Origin of the sequence: Brevibacillus sp. Leaf182 (assembly GCF_001423865.2) — a bacterium.
Taxonomy (GTDB): domain Bacteria; phylum Bacillota; class Bacilli; order Brevibacillales; family Brevibacillaceae; genus Brevibacillus; species Brevibacillus brevis_C.
The window spans coordinates 1-24,579 of sequence record NZ_LMPN02000032.1 but is presented as its reverse complement, the minus strand read 5'-3'; the positions used below and the strand labels follow the sequence as shown (position 1 = coordinate 24,579).

Below are 24,579 nucleotides of genomic sequence, written 5' to 3'. Positions count from 1 at the left end.
CCATAAAAAAGTGTCCCTACTGCATGGCAGAGGGACACTTTCTCTTGTCACTTACAGGACGAAGCTGACGACGACACCAGACAAAAGACTAACCAGTGTGGCACCGAACAATAGCTTCAACCCAAAGCGAGCGACTACATTGGATTGTTTCTCATTCAGCCCTTTCACCGCACCAGCGATAATGCCGATGGAGGAGAAGTTCGCGAACGAAACGAGGAAGACAGAGAGAATTCCTACTGTACGTGGGCTCAGTTCAGATACGACTTTGCCCAGCTCGATCATGGCCACAAACTCGTTCGTTACGAGCTTCGTCGCCATGATACTACCAGCCGTCATCGCTTCCGCAAAAGGAATGCCCATCAGGATGGCAAAAGGAGCGAAGACGAAGCCAAGCATTTCTTGGAACGTCCAGCCGAAAATCATGCCGAACAAGCTATTCACAGCCGCGATCAAGGCAACAAAACCGAGCAGCATAGCGCCCACGACTACTGCTACCTTGAAGCCGTCCATGATGTACTCGACGAGCATTTCAAAAAAGGACTGCTTTTCATTGCTTTGAATCTCCAGTAAATCTTCTTCTTCGTTCACTGTATAAGGGTTGATGATCGAAGCGATAATAAAGCCGCCAAACAGATTCAGGAACAGGGCCGTGACAACGTATTTCGGCTCAATCATCGTCATGTACGCACCGACAATCGACATCGAAACAGTGGACATAGCTGACGCGCACAGCGTATACAGACGGTGCTCCGGCAAGGAACCGAGCTGTTTTTTTACAGCGATGAACACTTCATTTTGACCGACAATAGCAGAAGCGACAGCGTTGTAAGACTCCAGCTTACCCATGCCGTTAATTCTGCTCAGAACAAAGCCAATTGCCTTCATGATAATCGGTAAAATCTTGAAGTGCCGCAAAATACCGATGAGGACTGAAATGAAGACGATTGGGAGCAATACACCAAGGAAAAAGGACATTTGTCCGTCGTTTGCCAGATTGCCAAATACGAAATTGATCCCTTCCGCAGCAAAAGCAAGAAGCTTTTCAAACGATTTGGAAATGGCTGAAACGAATATAAACCCAAACTTGGTATGCAGAAGAAGAAAGGCAAGCAAAAATTGCAGAGCAATCATGACGATGATTGGTTTGTATTTGACCTGTTTACGTCCATTGCTCCCTAACAATGCTAACCCGATCACGATGAGTAAGCCAGCGATGGGAATGATGAAATTCATTACAACCTCCGAGAAATTAAATAGTACTAAACTTAAAGGGCAAAAAAACGCACTTCCCGACAGGAGAAGTGAAAGCGGTTTATATTCTATCATCTCGATAATATGATTGCAATTTATATGTATGTTCAGAATTATTGTCCATTACGTTTGGAACGCTGAAATCGGGCGTACTAGCATAAGCCCACCACCATACGGTTTATGGAGGAGGTGAAATCCTTGGATGAGTTGCAGAGGCTCAAGCAGTTTATCACTTCAGCAGAGCATGTCTGGACTCAGATCGCGAATTCGCCGAGAGGAAAGCCTGTGTATACCGTAAACGGTGTGGATTACACGCCATTGCCAGAAAAATACAACACCAAACGAAAAATCTCCCGTATTTTCCGCCGGTATTGGGGGAAGCAATTGACGGAAGTGATGATTCGGAATCTCCATTTGCGGATGCTGAAAGGAAAGCTCTGTGTTCCTTATCGTGACATTCCACCTTTTCCTGCAACCGTGTTGTCGTTGCAGATAAAAGTGAATCAGCCGGATCATCGGACCGTGGCTGCGATACTGAGCGGGGGAGGGAAAAAAACAAGAGTCGACTACCGTTTGATCCGAGTCGGCGCAACCAAAACGTTCACGATCATGAAACGCTCAGGCGAGCAGTTTGATCTGAGATATCAATCTATTGCTACCATACCCCTCAACCCGAAGGCACAACCCGTACGCAGAACCAAGCAACGGGGAAGAACCAAAAAGTAACGAAAAGCTCCTCAATTCCCCCGAATCATAAGGGGCGAGGAGCTTTTGTCATGTCGTTAGGCACGAATGGAAACACGGTATTCCCGTAGCCAATAATCCAGTTGGCCGAGATAGGCGAACAATTGGGGTGTACTCATGAGCTGACCGAAAAACGGGATGCTCGAAGCCTGTGCATCTGATTCGGCAATTTTTCGAATCGTTGGAACATCTACCAGTTGAAGCAGTGGAGAGGAAGAGTCGTTTAAAATGTCCAGCAGCCAAGAGCGAACGGCTTCTGTATAGGCGGGATTATGTGTTTTCGGGTACGGGCTTTTCTTGCGATACAAAACCTCATCAGGCAAGATTCCTTCCATGGCTTTTCGCAAAATTCCTTTTTCCCGATTCCCATGCGTCTTCATATCCCATGGGATGTTCCAGACGTATTCCACGATGCGGTGGTCACAGAACGGGACGCGCGCTTCCAGACTGGCCGCCATACTCATTCGGTCTTTGCGATCCAACAGCGTGTTCATGAACCACGTTATATTCAAATAAAACATTTCCCGTCGGCGAGCTTCCATTGGATCTTCGCCTGGAAGATGTGGGACTTCATCGAGAGATTCCTCATACCGCATGGCAACGTATTCCTCAGGTTTGACCCAATCGCGAAGATCAGGGGATAGCCAGGAGGCACGTTGTTTTGTCGCTCTCGACCATGGGAACGTCCCGGCATTTAGAAGTTCCTCGCGATGAAACCACGGATACCCACCAAATACTTCATCGGCGCATTCTCCAGAGAGGACGACGGTCGTCTCTTTTTTAATTTCTCGGCAAAACAGGTAAAGGGACGCATCCACATCAGCCATCCCCGGCAAGTCGCGGGCGAGTGTCGCTGTTTTCAGGGACTCAATTAAATCGTCTGTGTCGAACTCAATGGTATGGTGCTGGGTTCCGAGAAACTTTGTAACGAGCTGCACATATGGTTCATCCTCATTGGGTTGAAAAGTACTTGCCTTGAAATGTTTTCGGTTGTCTACGTAATCGATGGAGTAGCTGTGCAGGGTTCCACGGCCTGTTTTTTGAAAATGATCTGCCGCAATCGCTGTTATAATGCTCGAGTCTAACCCGCCTGATAAGAGGGTTGAAACAGGAACATCCGCAACCAATTGACGTTCAATCGAATCCGTGACTAACTCCCTGACACGCTCAGCAGTTGTCTTTAGGTCATCTGTATGTGGGTGGCTTTCGAGCTGCCAGTAGCGTTTTTGCTTGACGCCATCCCGTGTCACCAACAGATAAGCGCCGGGCCGAACCTCATGTACGTTGTGAAAAACACCATGGCCAGGCGTGCGGGCGGGACTGATTCCGAAAACCTCCGCCAAGCCTTCACGAGAGAGCTCTGGTTTGACATCGGGGTGAGCGAGCAAGGCTTTGAGCTCGGAGGCAAGCAGAAAGGAACTGCCTCTTTGCGCATAAAACAGCGGCTTCACCCCCATACGGTCACGGCCGACAAACAATCTTTGTTCGCGTTCGTCCCAGATCGCAAAAGCAAAGATGCCGTTTAGCTTTGACAGACAATCTGGCCCCCACTCCAAATACGTGTGCAAAAGTACCTCCGTATCCGAGTGAGATTGAAAGGTATGTCCACACGCAAGCAGTTCTGCTCGCAAATCCTCGGTATTATACAATTCACCATTGTAAATCATGGTGCAGGCGTGTTCGTTTTTGAGAGCTGACATAGGCTGCTGTCCGCCAGCAGGGTCTACGACCACAAGGCGACGATGACCGAGGGCCGCACGAGGAGTCAGCCAAAAGCCTTCTGCATCAGGGCCTCGATCCTTGAGGCATTGGGTCATTTTTTGCAGCACATCACGTTCACCAGATAAGTCCTTTTCCCAATCAATCCATCCTACAATTCCACACATGGTATGATCACCCTTCTCCTGAAGCATTGCACACACAGCGTATGCAATCAGCCTAGCGAGGTTGTCTGTCCAGCAGGGAATTGCGGGTAATATGCGGAATTTATAGAAGATTTAAACTAAGGGAGGCTGCGGTGGACAATCTCACGTTATTGCTCATTGAAAGAATGGGCATTCTTTTGACGCTAGCATTTATTTTGACAAGGACACCGTTGTTTCGCCAGCTATTAGACCGTGAATTGCACGTAGGGACGTCAATCGCATTTTCGGTCATGTTCGGGTTGTTTGGGATTGCGGGTACATATGCAGGAGTGGTCGTGCAAGGGGAGAGCTATCTTCCTGCATTTTGGATATTTCGTTTGTCGCATGACGAAATTATCGCCAACTCTACTTTGGTAGGGGTCGTTATTGGCGGTTTGCTTGGCGGGCCTCTTGTTGGCCTGGGGGCAGGTGTCATTGCTGGGCTTCATGTCTTTCAATTGGGAGGATTCGCCGCAGCATCGATGGGCTTGTCGATCCCGATCACGGGGTTGCTGGCAGGATATGTAGCACGTTTTTTCTCGCAGGAGCGGGTTATTTCTCCGTCCAAAGCCATGTTCATCGGCATGTTCGCACCTATTATTCAGATGTCGCTTTTATTGATCATGGCGGATGTGCCCGAGTTGGCGCGAACGATGGTCAACGTGATTGGGATTCCGATGGTGCTGACGAACAGTGTTTCGATTGCGATTTTTACAACAATGATCCGGGTGGCCTTGCAAGAGGCAGAACGTTCGGCTGCCATTGAGGCGGAGCGTTCCTTTACGATAGCGGAAAGAATTTTGCCACATCTGAAAAGGGGGCTCACACCGCAAACGGCTCAGTCAGCAGCCCTCGTCTTACAAAAAGAAACGAAAGCAGCAGCCGTTGCGGTGACGGATCGAGAACGGCTTCTAGCACACGTTGGAGTGGGGGCAGATCATCATCACCCGGGAGAAGCGCTCCATAGTGAGCTCGATAAGCGGGCTCTGTATAGCGGTGGAATCGACAAGGGATTGACGCGGGAGAGCGTTGGGTGCAATCGCAAAAATTGCAACCTGCATGCAGCGATTCTCGTGCCGATTAAAGAGGGGGACAGCGTCGTTGGTCTGATCAAACTCTATTATCGGAGGCCGCAACAAATCGGAAAAGTCCAGGAAGCACTAGCAAAAGGGCTGGGCAACCTAATCTCCAATCAATTGACCCTATCACTCACGGAGCAAATGAAAGGATTAATGAAGGATGCAGAGTTGCGAATGCTTCAGGCACAGATTCATCCTCACTTTTTGTTCAACACATTGAATTCCATTGTGACCTTGATACGAATTGATCCGCAGCTAGCTCGGCATATGACCATTCAGCTTGGCGTGTTCATGCGATTCAACCTGAAGCTTACAGCGAGTCCGCTTGTCACCGTGAGACAGGAGTTGGATCACCTGCATGCTTATTTGGAAATTATCAAAATCAGATTTTCCGAGCAATTCGCCGTTCGCACCATCATTGATGCGGGGGTAGAGGAAGCCCTTATTCCTCCTGGCACGTTGCAGCCATTATTTGAAAATTGCATTCAGCATGGGGTTCGCGACATCACGAACGGCGGTGAGATCATCCTTCATGTGAAACGGCAGGATGTGCACGTTGTTTTTCAAATCGAAGATAATGGCGAAGGCTTTCCCGACAACTTGCTGCCAGTTCTGGGAAAGGTGCCAATGGAGAGTAAGGAGGGCAACGGAATTGGCATCCATAATGTCAACCAGCGTCTGATCAGCTTGTGCGGACAAGATGCCCAACTTCATTTTGCCAATAAACAAGAAGGTGGCAGTACGATTACCTTTACCATTCCGATTACAAAAGAGGTGAGTGCCTGATGCCAATACGCGTCATGATTGCAGAAGACGAGCGACTAGCACGTGAAGAATTGAGCTATTTATTGCTACAAGAAGGAGACGTAGAACTGTTGCCCTACGCCACCAACGGACGAGAGCTGTTGGAAATGGTTGATGTGCACGAACCGGATGTCGTCTTCCTTGATATGAAAATGCCTGAGCTGGAAGGGGCACAGGCAGCAAGAATGCTCGCATCACGCAAGCAGCATCCCCTGATCGTTTTTTGTACCGCGTACGAGGAATTTGCTATCGATGCGTTTAAGCTGTATGCCGTCGATTATTTGTTGAAGCCTATGGAGCCAAAGCGGTTGGTAGAAACAATGCAACGGATACGAGAGCGTCTGGTCAAGCCGAAAGTAGAGCCTGTCCAGACAAAACGAACCAAGCTGTTGGTAGAAGACAACAGCAGATTAGTCGTCATTGATCCAGCGACGATTGTCTATGCAGTACGGGAGGAGCGATATGTGCAAATCGTCACCCAAACAGCAACCTACGCGACGCGGATGACTCTGACACAACTGGCGGATAAGCTTTTCGCATACGACTTTTTTCGTACCCACAAAAGCTATCTGGTCAATCTTCAATTCGTGAGCGAGCTCGAACCGTGGTTCAACGGAGCCTACAATCTGATTTTGAAGGGAGAAGGAAGACCGCGTATTCCCGTATCCCGGACCTCCGCCAAGGATTTGCTCAAACGTCTCGAGGAGTAAGCCTGTTACTCAAGATTTGCAGATCGTGGTTAAAAATCTGCCACTGACACACTCTCCCCGACATCTTACGCAGAAAAATACACGGGTAGAAAAGGATTCTCTACAATGTAGGAAGCGCTTACATTTTTGTAGATGAGGGGGAGGTTCCCATGGGCAAATCCGCTTCGGCAAAAAAAGCCGAGGATAAGAAGAAGGATGCGGTTGATTATGCCGCAGTGATTCAGTCAGCCACTTTCAAAGAGCTCTTGAGAAGAAAAAAAGCGTTTATTTTGCCATCTTCTATTTTTTTCTTCGTGTTTTACTTTACCCTTCCGATTTTAACCTCCTACTTTACCGTATTGAATCAACCAGCGTTTGGAGCTATTTCGTGGGCGTGGGTATTTGCCTTTGCTCAGTTCGTCATGACATGGGGTCTCTGCATCCTGTACACCAGGCGGGCAGAGCAGTTTGATCAACTCGTTGAGAAAATCAAACAAGAGGCAGGTGGAAGGGGCTAATGAACGTTACTGCATTTTTACTCTTTCTCGTCATTGTTCTTTTGACACTTGTCATCACCTTTTACGCTTCGAAAAAGACGAACACGACTAGTGAGTTTTATACTGCTGGAGGAGGTTTGACGGGTTGGCAAAACGGTCTTGCGATTGCGGGAGATTACATGTCCGCTGCTTCCTTCCTTGGGATCGCAGGGATGATTGCGTTGAGCGGGTTTGATGGCTTCTTCTACAGTATCGGTTTTCTTGTCGCGTATCTCGTTGTGCTCTACTTGGTAGCAGAGCCTTTGCGTAATTTAGGAAAATACACGATGGCTGATATGATAGCCGCCCGTTTTGACAATAAAAAGGTTCGTGGTGTCGCCGCTCTCAATTCGATTGCTATCTCGATTTTTTACATGATCGCGCAATTGGTCGGAGCAGGGGCCTTGATCAAGCTGCTCTTGGGGCTGGATTACACGACCTCCGTATTAATCGTAGGGGCATTGATGACGATCTACGTCGTGTTCGGTGGGATGACGGCAACCTCGTGGGTGCAAATCGTCAAAGCGGTTTTGTTGATGGTCGGGACATTCATCATCTCCATGATGGTTTTCGCCAAATTCGATTTTAATCTCTTGAAAATGTTCGAGCAAATGAAGACGGCGACACCATTGGGAGACCAATTCCTCAATCCTGGCAACAAGTTTAAAGTGGGGCTCGATACTATTTCACTGAATCTCGCGCTTGTGCTAGGAACAGCGGGATTGCCGCATATTTTGATTCGTTTCTTCACCGTAAAAGATGCCACAACTGCTCGCAAGTCGGTCGTGTACGCGACATGGATCATTGGCGCCTTCTATGTCATGACGATCTTCCTCGGCTTCGGTGCAGCAGCGTTTGTCGGTGCGGGGAATATGGACCCTGCGGGCAACATGGGAGCACCACTTTTAGCGCAAGCATTAGGCGGTAACTTCTTATTTGCCTTCGTATCTGCGGTTGCCTTCGCTACCATTCTCGCGGTAGTGGCTGGGCTGGTGCTCACTGCGGCTTCTGCCTTCGCACACGACTTTTACGGACATGTATTACGCCAAGGAAAAGCAACAGAAAAGGAGCAAATGAAGATGGCCAAATGGGCATCTGTCGGAGTCTCAATTGTCTCTATCTTGCTCGCCTTGTTTGCGCAAAATCTGAACGTGGCTTTCCTTGTTGCCCTGGCTTTCGCAGTAGCGGCGAGTGCAAATCTACCAGTGATTTTGTTTACGATCTTCTGGAAAAGGTTCAATACGGCAGGAGCAATCAGCGGGATGCTTGTCGGTCTGTTCAGCTCTCTCATTCTGGTTGCGCTGAGTCCGAACGTTTGGAATCCTGTAGCTGGAAAAGCCATTTTGGTCGGTGAAGCACTGTTCCCGTTGCCGAATCCGGGCATTGTCTCGATCCCGTTAGGGTTTTTGGCAGCATGGATCGGGACCTTGTTGTCCAGCTCCCGTGATGATAAGAAGTACGATGAAATTTTGGTGAAAGCGAATACAGGAATGAAAGATTCAGCGTAGAAACAGTAAACGTAGGAAGCTCATGCCACGAAGAGAAGGCTGGGGTTAACCCCTGGTCTTTTTTTCATTTTTGCAAGAAGGGAGAGGTATTGTCCGTGACGACGATCATCTTTTTCCTTGCCGTCATTATCGGAACGATGGCCATCACTTATTCGGCTGCCAAACAGACGGGGACGACGAAAGACTTCTATGCAGCAGGAAACCGTTTGAATGGATTACAAAATGGCATTGCCATTGCAGGCGATTACATGAGCGCCGCCTCGTTTTTGGGGATTGCGGGAACGATTGCGATGTACGGCTTTGATGGGTTCGTGTATGCGATTGGCTTTTTTGTCTCTTATCTGATTATTTTGTTTTTAGTTGCGGAGCCGTTGCATAATTTGGGACGCTATACGTTGGCAGACGCGATTGCCGTCAGGTTTGACAGTCTTTGGCTGCGTGGCGTTGTTGCCTGTACGACTCTATTAATTACGATTTTTTACATGCTGGCGCAATTAGTTGGGGCAGGTGCCCTCATTCATTATTTATTGGGAGTGCGTTACGATACGGCTGTCCTGATTGTCGGGAGCCTAATGACATTTTACGTTGTGTTCGGCGGGATGGTAGCGACCTCCTGGGTTCAGATTATTAAAGCAATTTTGCTCCTGACAGGGACATTGATCTTAAGTCTGATTGTGTTTGCCCGTTTTGATTGGAGCTTCTCCGAAATGTTTTCACATGTGAGTACGATTACCCCTCTTCAGGAACAGTTCTTACAGCCGGGTAATCAACTTCATGATCCGCTGGAAACGATCTCTTTGCATTTGGCTTTGATTCTCGGTACCGCTGGGCTCCCTCATATTATTTCCCGGTTGTTCACTGTCAAGGATGCAAAGACGACGCGTAATTCGATTTACACCGCAACTTGGGTCATCGGCGCTTTTTATTTGATGACGATCTTTCTCGGATTCGGGGCGAGCACGTTTGTAGGCTACGAGGCATTGAAAAATGTGGGCTTCGGGGGGAATCTGACGGTCACGCTCTTGGCGGATGCTCTCGGTGGAGAGTTTTTAATGGCGTATATTGCTGCCGTTGCCTTCGCGACGATATTGGCAGTCGTGACAGGACTCGTGCTCTCCGCCTCTTCTGCGTTCGCGCATGACGTCTACAGTCACCTGATCAGAAGAGGGGTAGCTTCGGAAAAAGAACAGGTCACCATGGCAAAGCTATCGTCAGTTGCAGTGGGTGTGATCTCCATTTGGCTGGCTATCGGTGCAGAAAAAATGAACGTGGCGATTCTCGTTGCGCTTACGTTTGCGGTAGCAGCATCATCCAATTTGCCACTGCTGTTGTTTACGCTGTATTGGAAGCGATTTACCGTGCGGGGAGCGATTTGTGGTGTCCTGACAGGGTTAACGGCATCGGTAATCCTTGTCATTTTAGGACCGACTGTTATGCATCCCTTAACTGGACTTATTCGTGTGGAGCCTCTATTTCCACTGACGAATCCTGGATTGGTCTCCATACCACTCGGCTTTTTAGGGGCGGTGGTCGGAACACTACTGGATCGGCCTGATCCGGATGCCGAGATGAAGTACCAACGCGTACTGTTTCAGGCGTTGACGGGAATCCGAGTTCCCCCTGCGAAGAAAACGGAACAAGAATCTGCATAAAGCCTCTTCACGAGCCCCACTCTAGGAGTAGAAGGAGGAGGGGTAAGTGGGTACGACCAAAGAGTCAGACACTTTATCACATGACCAGCCAGATGTCTATGAACGCGCAAGGCTGGCACTGGATGATCTGATTGAAGAGCTATGTGAAGCACTGGAAGCGGAGGATACCAATTCCTATAAGCGAAAAGGCTATGAGATGATCGGGAGTTACTTTCGAGAGCCTGTCAATACCGGGGAATTAACCTTGATCTATGCGGCGGTGCTTGCCGATATCCTCTATAAGCTGGAGTTGACACAGCAAGGGGAAAACGTAGCAATGGTCCGTGATCAGTACAGCATGATGAAAAAAGACGATTGAGTAACGACCCCGTTTGAGGGTCGTTTTTTGATTGGCACGATTCCGCCCTGCATGTTTCGGTGGGCAACCATTCATACTACGGGTAAATGACATCAAATGGGTGATTGGTATGGAAAAGGTCGGACTCGTTTTGCAGGGAGGGGGAAGCCGTGGGATTTATACCGCTGGCGTTCTGGATTACTTCATGGAGCAGGAGCTTTACATCCCGTATGTGATTGCCGTGTCAGCAGGTGCGTGCAATGGAGCGGCATACTTGGCGAGGCAGCGCGGATTGGGCAAGATTTATCATACGAAATACATTCACGATCCCCGTTACTTTCACTATAAAAACTTGATCACGAAGCGCTCGCTGTTTGGTATGGATTTTATTTTCAATGAGATGCCATACAAGCTGGAGCCGTTCGCCTTTGATCGGTTTCGCGAAGCAAAGGAACAGTTTGTCGTCGTCACAACGGATTGCGCGACAGGGGAAGCCGTTTACTTTACGAAAGACGACTGTGAGGATATTTTCCATGTGATTCGGGCTTCGTGCAGTCTTCCGTTTCTATCACCAAAGGTTACGGTCAATGGACGTAAGCTATGGGATGGGGGCATCGTGCATCCGGTACCTTTCATGAAGTCCATGCTTGATGGCAATCAAAAGCATATTATTGTGCTGACTTCTTCTTGTCCGCCAGGTGAATGGATGCGCAAGCTTTCGCGTGTTGAGCGTCTTTTTTCCAGAAGTACGAGCTTGTGCCAGGCGTTCATTCGCCATTTTCGCATCTATTGCGAGGCTATAGAGCAGGTCAAAGAGATGGAGAAGGAAGGCAGAGCGTTTGTCATCGCACCACCAGCGGGTACCTTTTTACGAGGTTTTGAACGTCAAGAGGAGAAGCTCGAACATTATTACAGGCAAGGCTACCAGGATGCACGTACCCAATTTTCTGGGCTTTGTACATGGCTTGATCTTGGCAGGAACAACTGAAAAATGAGGAGGCATTGTCCCGTGGATGTTTTTTCGGCAAAATCATGCGAAAAAGGTTTTTCCAAAGCGAAGATAGGGAAGAAGCATCAGGGGAGGATGGAATCAGGAGGAAAGACCCCATGAAATATGTGAATGTAGACCTAGTAGAGCCAGGAGACGTTTTGGCTCGAAGCATTTATACAAGCGAGGGCTTGACGCTTTTGCATGCAGGTGTCCAACTGACTGTCGGAATGATTAATAAATTGCGTCGGTTTGGCGTCACGATGCTAAGCATCAAAGACCCGCTGCTCGATGAAGTGAAAGAGCAGGAGGTCGTCACGGAGACCACGCGGAAGGACGCCATCCGCAATCTGTCGCAAGCGATTTCGTGTGTACAGACCGGAAAAAATTTTGATGTCCGTGGTATTCAAAAATCAGTGGGAAGTATCATCGACGAAACCTTGAGAAATCGCCGCGTTCTCTTGAATCTGGGAGAAATTCGCACGACTGATAACGCTATGTACATTCATTCCTTGAATGTGTGCATGATGGCGACCGTAATGGGCGTAGGTTTAGGCTATAATTCGGCTCAATTAAAAGAGCTCGCCATCGGAGCCCTCTTGCATGACATTGGAAAGCTGTCAGTCGACAAGGAAGCCCCAGCCTACAAAAAGAACAGCAAAACCAATCATCATACGTGGCTGGGCTTTGATCTGTTGCGAAAAAAACATGAGATGAGCATTGTCTCCGCACACGTTCCTTTGCAGCATCATGAATGGGTGGATGGCAGTGGGCAGCCACGAGGATTGACTGGCGATGAGATTCATGATTTCGCCAAGATTGTTGCGATCTGTAACTACTATGATAATCTCATCTCGCCTTTCTCAGAGGAAAAGGAGACGTTGCCTGCGTATGAGGCTTGCGAAAAAGTCATGGGGCTCGCGGAGAAACGCTTTGATCATAAAATGGTCATTCACTTTTTGCGCTCGATTGCCATGTACCCGACAGGAACCTCGCTGAAGCTGTCGACAGGAGAGATCGGTGTGATCATTGACCAAAATAGAGGCTTGCCTTCGCGCCCAGTCGTTCGGGTCATTCGAAGAGACCAGCAGGCGAATCGGCGGATGGTGGATGATCATGAGATTACGGATATTGATTTGAGTGAAAAGCCTACTATTTTTATCACCGCTATCATGGACTAGAACAAGGAAAGAATAGGACTCCCTATCAGGGAATATCCCTACCAAGATCAGGGAATACCCCTACATACACGTAGGGCTCACAGGGCTACAATGAACTCAAGGCAGATGGATACATAGAGCTACACCACATTTGCCAGATGAAAAAGAGGAAGGACGTGTCAGTATGTCCCGTATTCTAGTCCCTGTCGATTTCTCAGCGCAGTCCATTCAGGCGGTCCGCTTCGCGCTGGCCTACGCCAAAAATAAGCATGATATCACATTGCTTCATGCCATCCCGCCGTTCCCTTCACGCAATGTTGTCAGAAGGTTGGGACGAGAGGTCGTTGAAGATTATCAATTGGATGAAGCAAGAGATGATCTGAAAAAATTCCTGTCGATCGTAGAAGAAGCCGGTATCACCTATGAACTGGAGATTGAGTTCGGAGAGCCGCATGAAGTCATTGCGAAGCACGCAGCGAATGACTATGCTGCCATCGTAATGGGTACACATGGCTACGGTCGCATTACAGGCTTCCTGTTGCAAAGCGTCAGCTATCCGACACTCCATGATGTCAAAGTTCCGGTCTTCCTCATTGCGGAGGAGACAGATGAGAGTCGTTTCCCTTGGAATCAAGTACTCATTGCAGTAGATGGCTCCGATCATTCGATGGAAGCTGCGAAAAAAGCCATCGAGATGGGGCAGCATCTCCCGGATGTATCGTATACGCTCCTGTCCGTTGTCATCCCACCAGTCACATACGCAGGTGTGTATGGCGTAGGCTGGGATAACATGAATACACTCGAAGGTTGGGGACGTGAAACGCTAAAACCTTGCGAGGAAATGCTTGAAGCTGCATCGCTTCCTTTTGAAAGCAAGGTTGTGGTTGGAGATCCAGCTACTGTGATCCGCCAGACGGCAGAAGAAATCAACGCTGGACTGGTTGTGCTCGGTCATCATGGCCAAGGTGCAGTTGCAGGTACGCTGCTTGGTAGTGTTACATTTAAAACGATTCATCGTACGAAAACACCACTCCTCATTGTGAAAACATAGTATTTATTAGAAAGAGCTGTCCGTATGGTGGACAGCTTTTTTGCTTGGGCGCATTCTCTTACGATAGAGTTTGCGCTTGTTTGTGTTCGAGCATATGGTTAGCCCCATCTGGTGTAACCTCTGGCGAATCCCACTTGATTCGTGCACATCCCCATGCAGCGAGTAAAATGATTACAGATGCTATCAGAAAAACCGTGATCAACGAAGTTATCTGCATGAGTGGGCCTGCCAAAAAAGAACCGACCATCATGAGTCCGATCATGAGCGGTGAAATCGTTCCATTCACCCGTCCAATAAACGCTTCATCAACGAGCTTGATCATGAACGTACTGATCACGATCTGTAAAAATGCCATTCCAATTCCGGTGAAAAAGCGCATCGCTGCGGTTACGTATACCCATATAGAGAGAACTTCTACGGCGACAGAGAGCGCGAAGAAGATTAATCCACCTGTAATAATCCAGCGACCATTCAGGCGATCGAGGTAAATGGAAGCAATAATGCCACCCAACAGCATCCCCAATCCGTCTAAAGCAGTAAACCATTGAATGGCTTCTTTGGAGAGTAAAAGACGATCCGTGACGACGAATACCTCTAGCGAATTAATAAACCCCGAGGATAACCCCAGACATGCAAAGGTAATCGCGATCCCGCGCAAGGCTGGTCGCTTTTTTACATAGGCAAAACCTGCTTTAATCTCAGAAAGGAGAGTCCCGCCTTCTTCTGTTGCAGTGGCAGTTGAGGTAGGGAGCGTCAAGAGAATCAGTGCCGAGACGAAGAAGAGGCCGGCCATCGTTAACAGGGAAGGGTAGATGCCCCACTGTTCAAAGAAGAACGTACCGACAATCGGGCCAAGCAGTAGAAAAATAGAACCCGTACTTTGTGAAATGGACACAGCTGCTGCAACTTGCTCATCAGGAATATGACGCTTCATCATCTTGGCAGAAGAAGGCTGGGAGAACTGCGACGCCACAGCAGAGATAAATGTCGCAAAGAATACAGCAATCCACATTCCTTGCCAGAGCAAATACACGATGACCAAAACAGAGAGGGCGCTTAACAGGTTCCCGGCTATCATCGTTCGCTTCGGATTCCAGCGATCAGCCAATGCCCCGCCAATAATCGAAAAAAACAGGATCGGTGCAAGTTCGATAGCGGTCAAGAGCGATACGGCGGTCGGATTGTTGCCACTCGTCTCCATCACATAGTAGAGCAAGGCCATGTTACGAATCCATATACCGATATTTTCTAATGTATCCGTGATAAAAACGGTAAGAAAAACTTTGTTTCCCCAAAGACCTTTCATAGGTCATATCACTCCCGAAAAGTTATACCGAACGTCCGGTCTAATTAAAGGTGAAAAAAATGCTACTTGGCAATAATGCCATGCAGCAAAACGTCAATGCTCCTCTTCAACAGTGCATGAAGACGCTCGTCATCCATTTGATAACCTACGTTAATGATTCCGTTCATGAGCCCCTCCAGTATCATCGCCATTTCTTCGGGATCGCATGGAGCGAACTCGCCTCGGTCGATTCCTTCTTGGAAGAGGGAAGTATAGAGGGTATACGTGGAGCCGAGCATTTCCAGCACTTGTTCCAAAATGACTGGATCGGCGAGCTGGCTACCGGAGAACTCTTCGCCTGCTTTTTTTAGAGGGTGGGACAAAAAATCCTCCAGGAAAAAAGCAGCTAAGCCGTACAGTTTATCGATGGATGTCTCGAATTCTTTTTCTTTTTCCTGCCACAGATCTACCCATTCGTTGTATTGCTTTTCAAGCAGATGAAGGAACAACTGCTCCTTGTTTTTGAAGTGGTAATAGAGGCTGCCCTTACTCGCTCCAGTTGCTTGGCAAATGTCTTCAATGGAAGTGGCTGAATAGCCTTTCTGAGAAAATAACTCGGTGGCTTTCTCTACGATATGTTGTTTGGTTTTCTCCCCATCGAGACGACGCTTTGACATTTTAGAAAAGCTCCTTATTCTAGACTGAACGTTCGGTTTAGTTTTAGTTTATTCGATCTGACAGGGATGCGCAAGTGCTCGATTGAGAAAAAGGGACAGAGGGAAAAATGATAAGAAGCTAGCGAGAGAGGAGGATTGCCTTGCAAATCGGTTGTCATGTCAGTATTCGTCATGGGTACGAGGAGGCGGCAAGAACTGCATACAAAGAAGGAGCGTTAGCATTTCAATTTTTCCCGAAAAACCCGAGAAGCTTAGGTGTCAAGCAATTCGATGCCCGGGACGTAGAGCGGTGTCGCTCGTTTTGTCAGCAAAACGGTATGCTATCGATCGCTCATACGCCATACCCGGTGAATCTTTGCGTCGAGGAGCAGGAGCTATTCGCCGTCACAGTGGGCTCTGTACGAAATGACCTTGAAATTGCCGAAGCTTGTGGAGCGTTGGGCGTGGTTGTTCATTTTGGCCAATATAAAGGCGTTGATGTACTAGCCGGTTATAAAATCATGATCCAGATGGTCAATCAAATACTGGATGGCTGGAATGGAAAAGCCCAACTGTTAATCGAAAACAATGCCGGGCAAGGCAACCGGATGGGCACGACACTCGAAGAGCTTACACAGGTTCGACAATTGTTTGCTGAGCCACAGAAGGTAGGCTTTTGCTTAGATACGTGTCATGCATTTGCCAGCGGATTGTGGAAAGGGAATGATTGGGGGGAGGTAGCCGATCGCATGCGAGAGCTCGATTATTTCACGAGCTTGCGTGCCGTTCATCTGAACGATTCCGTTTATCCGAGTGGTTCCTTTCGAGACCGGCATGCCTCCATCGGAAAAGGGATGATCGGTGATGCAGCCATCGCCACCTTTTTGCAAACACCCGAATTGCAAGGACTTCCCATCGTCCTGGAAACAGCGAGAGGCTCAGAAGGGGGACATCGCGAAGAAATCAAGCATGTTCGTCTGCTTAGAGACAATTGGCAGGGCTGACCATGTTGTGGTAGAGTGTGAAATGATGTGTTCAACACGGGAGGGGTACTTATGAAAAAGCGTATTAAGGTGACGATTGCGGATTTTACTCATCTTACAGAAAACTTGAATAACCCGGAGGAGCTCGCACTGTACGAAGCGGCGAACGGAAATACATACGATGCTGAAATCGAGCATGATGGCTATGCGATTGTGGATGTGACAGACGAGGATTACATCGAGCTGGCTCCGGGAGAGTATCAGCTAATGATCGAAGAGTGGACAAGCGCCGGACAAATCGGTGAGTGGACACTGCAAACCATGTCAGACCCAGCAGATGACAAAGCTTTGCTGTACCGCACAGTGGACAAGGCCGGAACGGAAATACAAGCACCACAGTCATTGCCGAAGCAAGTAGTCGAGCTGGTTGCGAATACGTGGTTTGGCAAAAAAGCAAAGAAGATTGAGGAGTAATCCAAGAAAGCAAAGGAGCGCTGCGAGATAGCGCTCCTTTTTGTGTCAATAAGATCCAACAAAGCTGGTGAGAAGAAAAAGCGCAGGACTCGCAGACCTTGACAACGCCTACCCAGTCGGAACTTCAAAAAGGGGACCCGGTTGTCGAACACTTCTTCCCTGAGAAACGTCCGCCCGTAGGGTGGCTTTGGCTCGACGGTCCCCTTTTTGAAGTGGAGACGGACAGTCAATCCCCCTTGCGAGCGTGTCAGAGTCGAAGAGAACTGCGCTTTTTCTTCTCCTCCACCATGTTGACTCAGCTTTTTTTCAATCACTCGTCCTCAGAATCCAGATGAATCCCATACTTTCTAATCCGCCGCATAAGTAGCGACTGGGTTATACCGAGGGCCGCTGCTGTTTTGCGAGTCGTTTTGTGTGTACGCAATGCTTGCAGAATAAATTCCATCTCAATTTTCTCCATCCGCTCTGTAAGAGAAAGAGAACCGAGCGAAAGAATTCCGTCCTCCAACTCCCGAATACTCCGCAGTTCTTCTGGCAAATCACTGACTTGGATTTCATCCAGCTTGGACGTGATGACGATCCGTTCTACCAAATTTTCCAACTCCCGCACATTCCCAGGCCATTCGTACTGATGCAATACATCCAGCGCTTCCGGGGAAAAACGCCGTTTCTGGTTATGCTTGCTATTGAAACGCTGTAAATTGTGGTGGAGTAACGGGAAAATATCGTCCTTTCTCTCCCGTAATGGCGGAACATTGATTGGCAAAATATTAAGGCGATAGTACAGGTCGTGTCTGAATTTGCCCAGGCGCACGAGCTCCTGAAGGTTGGCATTGGTTGCCGTTATGATGCGGATGTCAGCTGTGTATGTTTTCGTGCCGCCGATCGGCATAAACGTTTTGTTTTGCAGGAGCAGCAATAATTTCGATTGCAAGTGGTAGGGTAGCTCGCTGATTTCGTCCAAGAAAAGCGTCCCTTTGTCCGCCATTTTCACTAATCCGATTTTCCCTGAGTGACTTGCCCCGGTAAAAGCTCCTTTGTGGTAGCCGAACAGCTCTGACTCGATCAAGGTTTCAGGAATGGCGCTACAGTTGACGTGGACGAATGGCCCGCTGCTTCGTTCGCTCAACAGGTGGATTTGCTCGGCAAGATAGCTTTTTCCTACACCTGTTTCACCTGTAATAAACACGGTCGTGTCGACAGGGGCTGCTTTTTTCATTAATTCCAGCAGGGCGAGATAGGAACGGCTGTTGCCAATCAAGGTTTGGGAGGAGCTCTGGCTCGCTTCCCACTTCATGAGCTGAATCTCTTCGCTGTACCGCTTGAGTAAGGCGACCGTCTCTTCCAACTGTGAACTGGCACGGGCTGCCTCCGTGATATCGCGTGAGTGGGAAACGATCAGCTCCGGTCTCCCCTCCTCATCCGGGATGATATGTCCAGTCACCAGAAATTTCCCCTTATTATTAACGAGCTGAATGGTTGTGGTCGGTTTTCCCGTTTCCAAAACCAAGCGGGTGACAGAAGGGCTGAAAATCCCCATTTCTTCAAGGTCGGATACGTTTTGCCCGATGAGTTCGGCTTTTGGTAGACCACACAGGTTTTCACTAGCATTGTTTAGCCATAAAGTAGTTCCCTGCGCATCAGCAATGAATATGCCATCTGCCAGTGTGTTCAGGATGTCAATAAAACGATCAACAGAAGACAGTGCTAGTATCTCCGCAGCTTTTTCCATGTTGAGTAGCTCCCCGGTTTTTCAACTGATTGTACAAGATGAAATTGATCGTTGTATAGTGAGTCGAAATTAAAATTAGTTGAGTCGAAATCGATTCGAGCGAAAAGTTAGACTTTTCCTGCCTTTTCGATTCAAAAGTGAGTCTATTTCGACTCAGCAATAGGAATTGCTTTTAGCTTGATTGCGCTTTCTTGCCGTTTTGAGGCTTGGCACAAGAGTTGCTATTACATAGGGAGACGTAAGCGATCTACCCAAGAATAAGAGATAAGGAAATGCATGCGATGTTATCAAAACTGGTGACGCACGAACAAGCAGTGGAGCATGTTCTGGATGGCACGCGGCTGATGTATGGCGGATTCGGCACGATTGGCTCCCCAGCACACTTGATTGATGCGATCTTGCACAAAGGCGTGCAAAGTTTGACACTCATCGGAATTGATGCGGGGTATCCGGAAATCGGAATCGGAAAGCTGATCAGTCATGGACGGGTGAGGCGGCTGATAACTACACATATTGGCTCCAATCCCGAGGCAGGTCAACAAATGATGGACGGAATGCTGGAAGTGACATTTTGTCCACAAGGAATTTTCGCAGAAAAGATTCGGGCAGGAGGTGTTGGCATTCCGGGAATCGTTGTAGATGCACATGTGAGAGGAGAGCGAATGGAAGGAGCAGAGCCGTTTGCTTTTGCCGGAAGAACTTGTCAGATTGAGGCCGCCCTTACAGCGGAGGTAGGAATCGTCTATGCGAAACAGGCGGACACCTACGGAAATCTCATTTATGACAAGGCGGCAAGAAATTTGAATCCGCTAGTAGCGATGGCAGCAGATATCACGATCGCTGAGGTGGAGGAGATCGTTCCAGCAGGAGAGCTGGACCCGGATAAAATCGTGACGCCCGGCATTTTTGTGGATTATATCGTGGTTCGTGGCGGAGGGAACAGCTAATGGGGTTGGAAATGGATCAGCGAAATATGGTTGCGTGGCGTGCAGCCAAAGAGGTCGCTCCAGGAATGGCAGTGAACTTGGGGATCGGGATACCTGAGCTCGTCGCTGATTTTATCCCGCATGAATGGCAAGTCATGTTTCACTCAGTGAATGGAATCTTGGGTGTCGGACCTACGCCATTAAAGGGAGAAGAGGACCAGCATGTCTCCAACGCAGGTGGAGCACCTGTTACCGTTGTTCCGGGGGCATCGTATTTCGACAGCACCATCGCGTATGGCATGATCCGAAGAAGAAAGCTGGATGCAGCGTTTATCGGAGCTTTGCAGGTGAATCGCCGAGGAGATCTGGCAAACTGGATTGTTCCTGGCTCACGCGTTCATGGAATTGGTGGAGGAGCGGAGCTGGCTTATTACGCCAAGAAAGTGATCGTGCTCATGAGCCATGTCAATCAAGCAGGTGAGCCCAAAATACGCAGGGAGTGCACATTGCCGCTGACGGCGAAGGGCTGCGTCGATCTCATTATCACCGAGAGGGCCGTTATCGAGGTCACGCAAAGAGGCTTGCTTTTGACAGAGGTAATGTACCCGTACACTTTGGAGAATGTCATCACGAATACCGGAGCACCTCTAATGATTTCAGAAAATTTACAAATGGTAGAGTAATGAAAAATGTAAGCGAGAACAAAAAAGAATTGGGGGATGGAACAGATGAAAAAAACATGGAAAACAATCGCAGGAGTTGTATTCTCGTTGTCACTACTTGTAAGCGGATGTAGCCAAGGCGCTTCCACTAACAGTGCGGGTGGGGCTCCTGCTGGAAATGCATCGTCCATGACAAAAGAGGCAGGCGTATTTGTTTACGCGGCTTCCGGTGAATATCAACCATTCAGCTACTTCAAGGATGGTCAATTGACCGGATTTGATGTCGAGATCGGCAATGAGATCGCCAAGCGCTTGGGCCTTGAGCCAAAGCCAGTCACGTCTCCTTTTTCCGGCATTATCGCAGGGGTAAAGGAAGGACGCTACGATGCAGCGATTGCCAGCCATGCGATTACAGAAGAGCGGAAGCAGCAGGTTGACTTCGCAGACCCGTACTACTTGTCCGGTGGTCAACTGTTCGTTCGCCCGGATGGGACGATTAGCACGCTGGAAGGATTAAAAGGCAAAGAAGTGGCTGTCGCACTCGGCACTACACATGAAAAGATGGCACGGGAGTATACGGATAACATCAAAACGTATGACAGCGATGTAACGGCTCTGCGTGCCTTGGAGCAGGGAAAACACGATGTCGTGATTACAGATAGCGTCGTAGGGGAGATTGCCATTACGCAAGGCTTGAAGCTCAAGAAAAGCGGGTCGCCACTCTCGGAAGTCAAGCATGGAATCGCAGTGCGCAAAGGAAATACGGAATTGCTGAACAAGATCAACGAAGTGCTCAAGCAAATGAAGGAAGATGGTACCTACGTCAAATTGAGTGAAAAGTACTTTAATCGCGACATCAGCAAAGCTGAATAATGAGTTGGTAGGACAGGTAAATTCCATTACGAATGAGGGGTGGCATCAAGTGCCCAGTTTTGCCCATCTGACAGAAGAGTTTTTCCGCACATTGCCGTTTTTTTGGAAGCCGTTGCTGCTGACATTTCAGTTGACGATCGCTTCTGTTATCGTAGGCTCGATTATCGGATTGTTTGTGGCTTTGTTAAAGGTATCCAAGCTTCCAGTAGCACGTTTCATAGCCAATGCGTACATCATGATCATTCGTGGTACGCCGCTGGTCGTGCAAATTTTCGTTTTGTATTTCGGCTTTTACAAAATCATTGACCTCGGTCAATTTTGGTCGGCAGCGCTCGCTCTGGCTATTCACAGCGGAGCCTATATCGCAGAGATTTTCCGGGGCTCTATTCAGTCGATTGATAAAGGACAAATGGAGGCAGGGCTGTCTTTGGGCATGTCCGCTCGTCAGACCATGCGTCGGATCATTTTGCCGCAAGCGATGAAACGATCGATCCCGCCGCTTGGCAACCAGTTTATTTTGTCTTTGAAGGAATCATCTCTGGCCGCTTTTATTGCCATGGATGAGTTGTTCTCGCTGGCTCGTCGCTTGTCTGCGGAAACCTTTGATGAAATGACGTACTTTTTGATTGTGGCGCTCTATTACTTGGTTATTGTCATGGCGTTTACGTATGTGGTCCACATCATGGAGAAGCGTTTGGCAAAAGGAGAGGCGTAAAGCGGAGGGGAAAGACGATGGAAAAGCAAAGAGAAATGATACGCGTGCAAAATTTGAAGAAAAGCTTCGGAAAAGTGGAAGTTCTCAAGGATGTTACCCTGCAAGTTGGAAAGGGCGAGGTCGTCGTCTTGATCGGTGCCAGTGGGTCGGGGAAAAGCACATTGATTCGATGCATTAATTTTCTGGAGATCAAGGACGGCGGAGAGATTTATATCGAAGGAAAAAGCATCGATCCGAAGAAGGATGACTTGACCAAAGTACGGCAAAAGGTAGGCATGGTGTTTCAGCATTTCAACCTGTTTCCGCATAAAACCGTTCTGGAAAACATCATGGAGGCACCGCTGATTGCGAAGAAAGCGGACAAGGAAGAAACGAAGCAGGAAGCGCTCCGGCTGCTGCAAAAGGTAGGTCTTTCGGAAAAAGCAGACGCCTACCCGTCCAGCCTCTCCGGTGGACAAAAGCAACGCGTGGCCATTGCTCGTTCGCTGGCGATGAAGCCTGCGATCATGCTCTTCGACGAGCCAACCTCAGCGCTTGACCCTGAGCTGGTAGGGGAAGTGCTGGAGACAATGAAGCAGCTCGCACAAGAAGGAATGACGATGATTATTGTGACGCACGAAATGGGGTTCGCCAAGGAAGTGGCGGATTGGGTGGCGTTTATGAATCAAGGCAAAATCATCGAGATGGCTAGACCTCAAGAAATTTTCAACAACCCGAAAGAAGAGCGCACGAGAGAATTTTTGAACCGTGTACTGTAATGGCGTAAAAATGAAGGGGAGCTGTGGCATGAGAGACGTGGTCATTGTCGCGGGTGTGCGCAGTGCTGTGGGTGCATTCGGAAAAAGCCTGCGTGACGTACCTGCAACAGAGCTGGGGCGGCAAGTGTTGGAAGGTTTGATGAATAAAGTTGATTTGCCGAAGGAACAAGTCAATGAAGTGATTTTTGGCAATGGGTACGTACATGGGGGAGGACTCAATGCTGCACGTATCAGCTCGCAGTTGGCGGGATTTCCACGCAATGTCTATGGTCACATCGTCATCAAAGCGTGTGGTTCAGGATTGAAGGCGATTGGCAACGGTGCGCTAGCCGTAGCAGCAGGTCAAGAGGACGTGGTGATCGCGGGGGGAGTGGAGTCCATGAGCGGTGTTCCCTACCTCGTGAAGAACCGCTGGGGCAGCAAATTCGGCAATTTGTCCATGGAGGATGCTCTCTTATCCGATGGTTTGATCTGCTCGCTGACCGGTGAGCATATGGGGATGACGGCAGAAAGGCTGGCTGTACAGTACGGTATTTCCCGTGAGGAGCAGGATCGTTATGCCTATGAGAGTCACGTAAAAGCAGCGGCAGCAATCGAAGCGGGCACGTTCGCGAATGAGATCATACCGATTGAAATCAAGGATCGCAAAGGTACACGTGTTTTTTCGCAGGATGAATCCGTGCGCCATGATATCAAGCTAGAAGAGCTGGCCAAGCTGAAAAGTGTTTTTCAAAAAGAAGGAACCATCACTGCCGGAAATGCGTGTCCGATGAATGACGGTGCAGCCGCTGTATTGATGATGTCTCGTGAAAAGGCGGAGGAAGCGGGTTTGACTCCGCTCGTGAAAATAAAGGCTTTTGCCAGCGCAGGAGTCGAACCTGACGTGATGGGGATCGGACCAGTCCCTGCTACGCAAAAGGTACTGGAGAAAGCGGGATTGACGCTGGGTGACATTGGACTCATCGAATTGAATGAGGCATTTGCCGCTCAGGCTTTGTCTGTCATCAAATGCTTGGAGTTAGACACGAGCAAGGTGAATGTCAATGGAGGCGCGATTGCCCTGGGTCACCCCGTGGGAGCTACTGGCGCCAAATTGACTGTGACGTTGATGAACGAAATGATCCGCAGACGGGAGAAGTATGGCATGGTGACGTTGTGCATGGCAGGTGGCATGGGGATGTCAGTGATCTATGAAAATTTGACGATGTAAACTTCTCATATGCATATGAAAAAGCCCCGAACGTGGATATGTCGGGGCTTTTGGCATGAAGGCGTGATCGCTCACGAGGGGAACTTTTGTTCGTGTAAATGTTTTCGCAATGTGGCCGCTACTTCTGTTGGGTTTTCCAACTGTACAATGACATGCTGATATTTGCTATGCCCCTCTACTTCCAAGATCAATAACGAATCCGTCTGGGCAAAAGAAAGGAAGTACCATTCATTTTGATGCTGAAAGCTTCCTTCATAAATGTTCAAAGGTCCAATCGACGTCCCCGGCAAGCGCAACATCCATTTTGGCGGAATAAAAGAACCGACCTCGACATGCTTGATCGATTGATAAGGTAGCGTGATCGTGTTCTTCAAGGCTAAGAGCGTATGCAAGCCAGTGAGACGCAAGGTAAAATCCGTTTTGCCAAAATGTACACTTCTTCCCATCGTTGCTCACCTCTTTCATCTGCCATCGTTCCATTATCGCACAGATGAAAGATGATGACACGGGACAATCAAAAAAGCCGGTGCTTCCCCAAAAGAGGAAGGCAACCGGCTTTGATATGATCCCCTCATAGTGGACAGAAAAAAGTAAGCACCTTA

24 protein-coding genes are annotated in these 24,579 nt (G+C 48.6%); 18 read left to right on the top strand and 6 right to left on the bottom strand.

From position 1 onward, the window contains the following. Window positions 1-51 precede the first annotated feature (51 nt). Window positions 52-1,233 carry a NupC/NupG family nucleoside CNT transporter gene (locus ASG16_RS23340; RefSeq protein ID WP_056490068.1) on the bottom strand — a complete coding sequence of 394 codons (1,182 nt, stop codon included), beginning with the start codon at window positions 1,231-1,233 and terminating at the stop codon, window positions 52-54. A gap of 207 nt (window positions 1,234-1,440) precedes the next feature. Between ASG16_RS23340 and ASG16_RS23335 the strand changes: the two genes are divergently transcribed. Then, window positions 1,441-1,977 carry a DL-endopeptidase inhibitor IseA family protein gene (locus ASG16_RS23335; RefSeq protein ID WP_082195906.1) on the top strand — a complete coding sequence of 179 codons (537 nt, stop codon included), beginning with the start codon at window positions 1,441-1,443 and terminating at the stop codon, window positions 1,975-1,977. Window positions 1,978-2,033: 56 nt separating this feature from the next. Here ASG16_RS23335 and asnB read toward each other — a convergent pair whose 3' ends face one another. Further along, complete coding sequence (asnB, locus tag ASG16_RS23330; RefSeq protein WP_056490069.1) at window positions 2,034-3,881, bottom strand: asparagine synthase (glutamine-hydrolyzing); 1,848 nt, start codon at window positions 3,879-3,881, stop codon at window positions 2,034-2,036. A 131-nt stretch (window positions 3,882-4,012) separates the two neighbouring features. Here asnB and ASG16_RS23325 point away from each other — a divergent pair, with 131 nt between their 5' ends. The 9 genes from ASG16_RS23325 (at window position 4,013) to ASG16_RS23285 (ending at window position 13,703) form a co-directional block, all read left to right on the top strand. Next, complete coding sequence (locus ASG16_RS23325) at window positions 4,013-5,764, top strand: LytS/YhcK type 5TM receptor domain-containing protein (RefSeq protein WP_056490070.1); 1,752 nt, start codon at window positions 4,013-4,015, stop codon at window positions 5,762-5,764. Next, window positions 5,764-6,492: a LytR/AlgR family response regulator transcription factor gene (locus ASG16_RS23320; RefSeq protein ID WP_056490071.1), complete on the top strand. Its 729-nt coding sequence runs from the start codon at window positions 5,764-5,766 to the stop codon at window positions 6,490-6,492. Before ASG16_RS23325 ends, ASG16_RS23320 begins: the two co-directional genes overlap by 1 nt. 149 nt (window positions 6,493-6,641) lie before the next feature. Further along, complete coding sequence (locus ASG16_RS23315) at window positions 6,642-6,989, top strand: DUF485 domain-containing protein (RefSeq protein ID WP_056490072.1); 348 nt, start codon at window positions 6,642-6,644, stop codon at window positions 6,987-6,989. Then, window positions 6,989-8,515, top strand: a complete 1,527-nt coding sequence (locus tag ASG16_RS23310; RefSeq protein WP_056490073.1) for a solute symporter family protein — start codon at window positions 6,989-6,991, stop codon at window positions 8,513-8,515. Before ASG16_RS23315 ends, ASG16_RS23310 begins: the two co-directional genes overlap by 1 nt. A gap of 89 nt (window positions 8,516-8,604) precedes the next feature. Next, complete coding sequence (locus ASG16_RS23305; RefSeq protein ID WP_370444414.1) at window positions 8,605-10,167, top strand: solute symporter family protein; 1,563 nt, start codon at window positions 8,605-8,607, stop codon at window positions 10,165-10,167. Between the two features lie 46 nt (window positions 10,168-10,213). After that, window positions 10,214-10,525, top strand: coding sequence for a hypothetical protein (locus tag ASG16_RS23300; protein ID WP_056490077.1), 312 nt, complete (start codon window positions 10,214-10,216; stop codon window positions 10,523-10,525). Window positions 10,526-10,634: 109 nt separating this feature from the next. After that, window positions 10,635-11,492 carry a patatin-like phospholipase family protein gene (locus tag ASG16_RS23295; protein ID WP_056490082.1) on the top strand — a complete coding sequence of 286 codons (858 nt, stop codon included), beginning with the start codon at window positions 10,635-10,637 and terminating at the stop codon, window positions 11,490-11,492. Window positions 11,493-11,611: 119 nt separating this feature from the next. After that, window positions 11,612-12,673, top strand: coding sequence for an HD-GYP domain-containing protein (locus ASG16_RS23290; protein ID WP_056490085.1), 1,062 nt, complete (start codon window positions 11,612-11,614; stop codon window positions 12,671-12,673). 163 nt (window positions 12,674-12,836) lie between these two features. Continuing rightward, the gene (locus ASG16_RS23285) at window positions 12,837-13,703 is read left to right on the top strand and encodes a universal stress protein (RefSeq protein WP_056490088.1); all 867 of its coding nucleotides are present in this window, start codon (window positions 12,837-12,839) and stop codon (window positions 13,701-13,703) included. 58 nt (window positions 13,704-13,761) lie between these two features. Here ASG16_RS23285 and ASG16_RS23280 read toward each other — a convergent pair whose 3' ends face one another. Both ASG16_RS23280 and ASG16_RS23275 read right to left on the bottom strand, forming a co-directional pair. After that, window positions 13,762-15,009, bottom strand: coding sequence for an MFS transporter (locus tag ASG16_RS23280; RefSeq protein WP_056490091.1), 1,248 nt, complete (start codon window positions 15,007-15,009; stop codon window positions 13,762-13,764). Between the two features lie 62 nt (window positions 15,010-15,071). Then, window positions 15,072-15,665 carry a TetR/AcrR family transcriptional regulator gene (locus tag ASG16_RS23275; protein WP_048032404.1) on the bottom strand — a complete coding sequence of 198 codons (594 nt, stop codon included), beginning with the start codon at window positions 15,663-15,665 and terminating at the stop codon, window positions 15,072-15,074. Between the two features lie 140 nt (window positions 15,666-15,805). Between ASG16_RS23275 and ASG16_RS23270 the strand changes: the two genes are divergently transcribed. Together ASG16_RS23270 and ASG16_RS23265 are read left to right on the top strand one after the other, a co-directional pair. Further along, window positions 15,806-16,648 carry a deoxyribonuclease IV gene (locus ASG16_RS23270; protein WP_056490093.1) on the top strand — a complete coding sequence of 281 codons (843 nt, stop codon included), beginning with the start codon at window positions 15,806-15,808 and terminating at the stop codon, window positions 16,646-16,648. Between the two features lie 51 nt (window positions 16,649-16,699). Further along, the gene (locus ASG16_RS23265) at window positions 16,700-17,101 is read left to right on the top strand and encodes a hypothetical protein (RefSeq protein WP_048032406.1); all 402 of its coding nucleotides are present in this window, start codon (window positions 16,700-16,702) and stop codon (window positions 17,099-17,101) included. 310 nt (window positions 17,102-17,411) lie between these two features. Here the strand turns inward: ASG16_RS23265 and ASG16_RS23260 are convergent, their stop codons facing one another. Further along, window positions 17,412-18,833 (bottom strand): sigma-54 interaction domain-containing protein, encoded by a 1,422-nt coding sequence (locus tag ASG16_RS23260; RefSeq protein WP_056490095.1) that lies wholly within the window; start codon window positions 18,831-18,833, stop codon window positions 17,412-17,414. A gap of 281 nt (window positions 18,834-19,114) precedes the next feature. Between ASG16_RS23260 and ASG16_RS23255 the strand changes: the two genes are divergently transcribed. From ASG16_RS23255 to ASG16_RS23230, 6 genes are read left to right on the top strand one after another with little or no spacing between them, the layout of a single operon-like run. After that, on the top strand, window positions 19,115-19,780 hold the full coding sequence (locus ASG16_RS23255) for a CoA transferase subunit A (RefSeq protein ID WP_082517225.1): 666 nt from the start codon (window positions 19,115-19,117) through the stop codon (window positions 19,778-19,780). Beyond that, on the top strand, window positions 19,780-20,442 hold the full coding sequence (locus ASG16_RS23250) for a 3-oxoacid CoA-transferase subunit B (protein WP_056490102.1): 663 nt from the start codon (window positions 19,780-19,782) through the stop codon (window positions 20,440-20,442). Before ASG16_RS23255 ends, ASG16_RS23250 begins: the two co-directional genes overlap by 1 nt. Window positions 20,443-20,487: 45 nt before the next feature. After that, entirely contained in the window at window positions 20,488-21,294 is an 807-nt protein-coding gene (locus ASG16_RS23245) for an ABC transporter substrate-binding protein (protein WP_056490103.1), read from the top strand. Window positions 21,295-21,343: 49 nt separating this feature from the next. Next, window positions 21,344-22,009, top strand: a complete 666-nt coding sequence (locus ASG16_RS23240; RefSeq protein WP_048032419.1) for an amino acid ABC transporter permease — start codon at window positions 21,344-21,346, stop codon at window positions 22,007-22,009. A 17-nt stretch (window positions 22,010-22,026) separates the two neighbouring features. Continuing rightward, window positions 22,027-22,767 carry an amino acid ABC transporter ATP-binding protein gene (locus ASG16_RS23235; RefSeq protein WP_056490106.1) on the top strand — a complete coding sequence of 247 codons (741 nt, stop codon included), beginning with the start codon at window positions 22,027-22,029 and terminating at the stop codon, window positions 22,765-22,767. Window positions 22,768-22,795: 28 nt separating this feature from the next. After that, window positions 22,796-23,977, top strand: a complete 1,182-nt coding sequence (locus ASG16_RS23230; RefSeq protein WP_056490108.1) for a thiolase family protein — start codon at window positions 22,796-22,798, stop codon at window positions 23,975-23,977. 71 nt (window positions 23,978-24,048) lie between these two features. Here ASG16_RS23230 and ASG16_RS23225 read toward each other — a convergent pair whose 3' ends face one another. Further along, complete coding sequence (locus tag ASG16_RS23225) at window positions 24,049-24,423, bottom strand: hypothetical protein (protein ID WP_056490109.1); 375 nt, start codon at window positions 24,421-24,423, stop codon at window positions 24,049-24,051. Between the last annotated feature and the right edge of the window lie 156 nt (window positions 24,424-24,579).

Bases quoted from the DNA above. Each gene is read 5' to 3' on its own strand.
- ASG16_RS23340 (WP_056490068.1), bottom strand. From the start codon at position 1,233: ATGAATTTCATCATTCCCATCGCTGGCTTACTCATCGTGATCGGGTTA.
- asnB (WP_056490069.1), bottom strand. From the start codon at position 3,881: ATGTGTGGAATTGTAGGATGGATTGATTGGGAAAAGGACTTATCTGGT.
- ASG16_RS23320 (WP_056490071.1), top strand. From the start codon at position 5,764: ATGCCAATACGCGTCATGATTGCAGAAGACGAGCGACTAGCACGTGAA.
- ASG16_RS23315 (WP_056490072.1), top strand. From the start codon at position 6,642: ATGGGCAAATCCGCTTCGGCAAAAAAAGCCGAGGATAAGAAGAAGGAT.
- ASG16_RS23310 (WP_056490073.1), top strand. From the start codon at position 6,989: ATGAACGTTACTGCATTTTTACTCTTTCTCGTCATTGTTCTTTTGACA.
- ASG16_RS23295 (WP_056490082.1), top strand. From the start codon at position 10,635: ATGGAAAAGGTCGGACTCGTTTTGCAGGGAGGGGGAAGCCGTGGGATT.
- ASG16_RS23290 (WP_056490085.1), top strand. From the start codon at position 11,612: ATGAAATATGTGAATGTAGACCTAGTAGAGCCAGGAGACGTTTTGGCT.
- ASG16_RS23285 (WP_056490088.1), top strand. From the start codon at position 12,837: ATGTCCCGTATTCTAGTCCCTGTCGATTTCTCAGCGCAGTCCATTCAG.
- ASG16_RS23280 (WP_056490091.1), bottom strand. From the start codon at position 15,009: ATGAAAGGTCTTTGGGGAAACAAAGTTTTTCTTACCGTTTTTATCACG.
- ASG16_RS23275 (WP_048032404.1), bottom strand. From the start codon at position 15,665: ATGTCAAAGCGTCGTCTCGATGGGGAGAAAACCAAACAACATATCGTA.
- ASG16_RS23265 (WP_048032406.1), top strand. From the start codon at position 16,700: ATGAAAAAGCGTATTAAGGTGACGATTGCGGATTTTACTCATCTTACA.
- ASG16_RS23260 (WP_056490095.1), bottom strand. From the start codon at position 18,833: ATGGAAAAAGCTGCGGAGATACTAGCACTGTCTTCTGTTGATCGTTTT.
- ASG16_RS23255 (WP_082517225.1), top strand. From the start codon at position 19,115: ATGTTATCAAAACTGGTGACGCACGAACAAGCAGTGGAGCATGTTCTG.
- ASG16_RS23250 (WP_056490102.1), top strand. From the start codon at position 19,780: ATGGGGTTGGAAATGGATCAGCGAAATATGGTTGCGTGGCGTGCAGCC.
- ASG16_RS23245 (WP_056490103.1), top strand. From the start codon at position 20,488: ATGAAAAAAACATGGAAAACAATCGCAGGAGTTGTATTCTCGTTGTCA.
- ASG16_RS23235 (WP_056490106.1), top strand. From the start codon at position 22,027: ATGGAAAAGCAAAGAGAAATGATACGCGTGCAAAATTTGAAGAAAAGC.
- ASG16_RS23230 (WP_056490108.1), top strand. From the start codon at position 22,796: ATGAGAGACGTGGTCATTGTCGCGGGTGTGCGCAGTGCTGTGGGTGCA.
- ASG16_RS23225 (WP_056490109.1), bottom strand. From the start codon at position 24,423: ATGGGAAGAAGTGTACATTTTGGCAAAACGGATTTTACCTTGCGTCTC.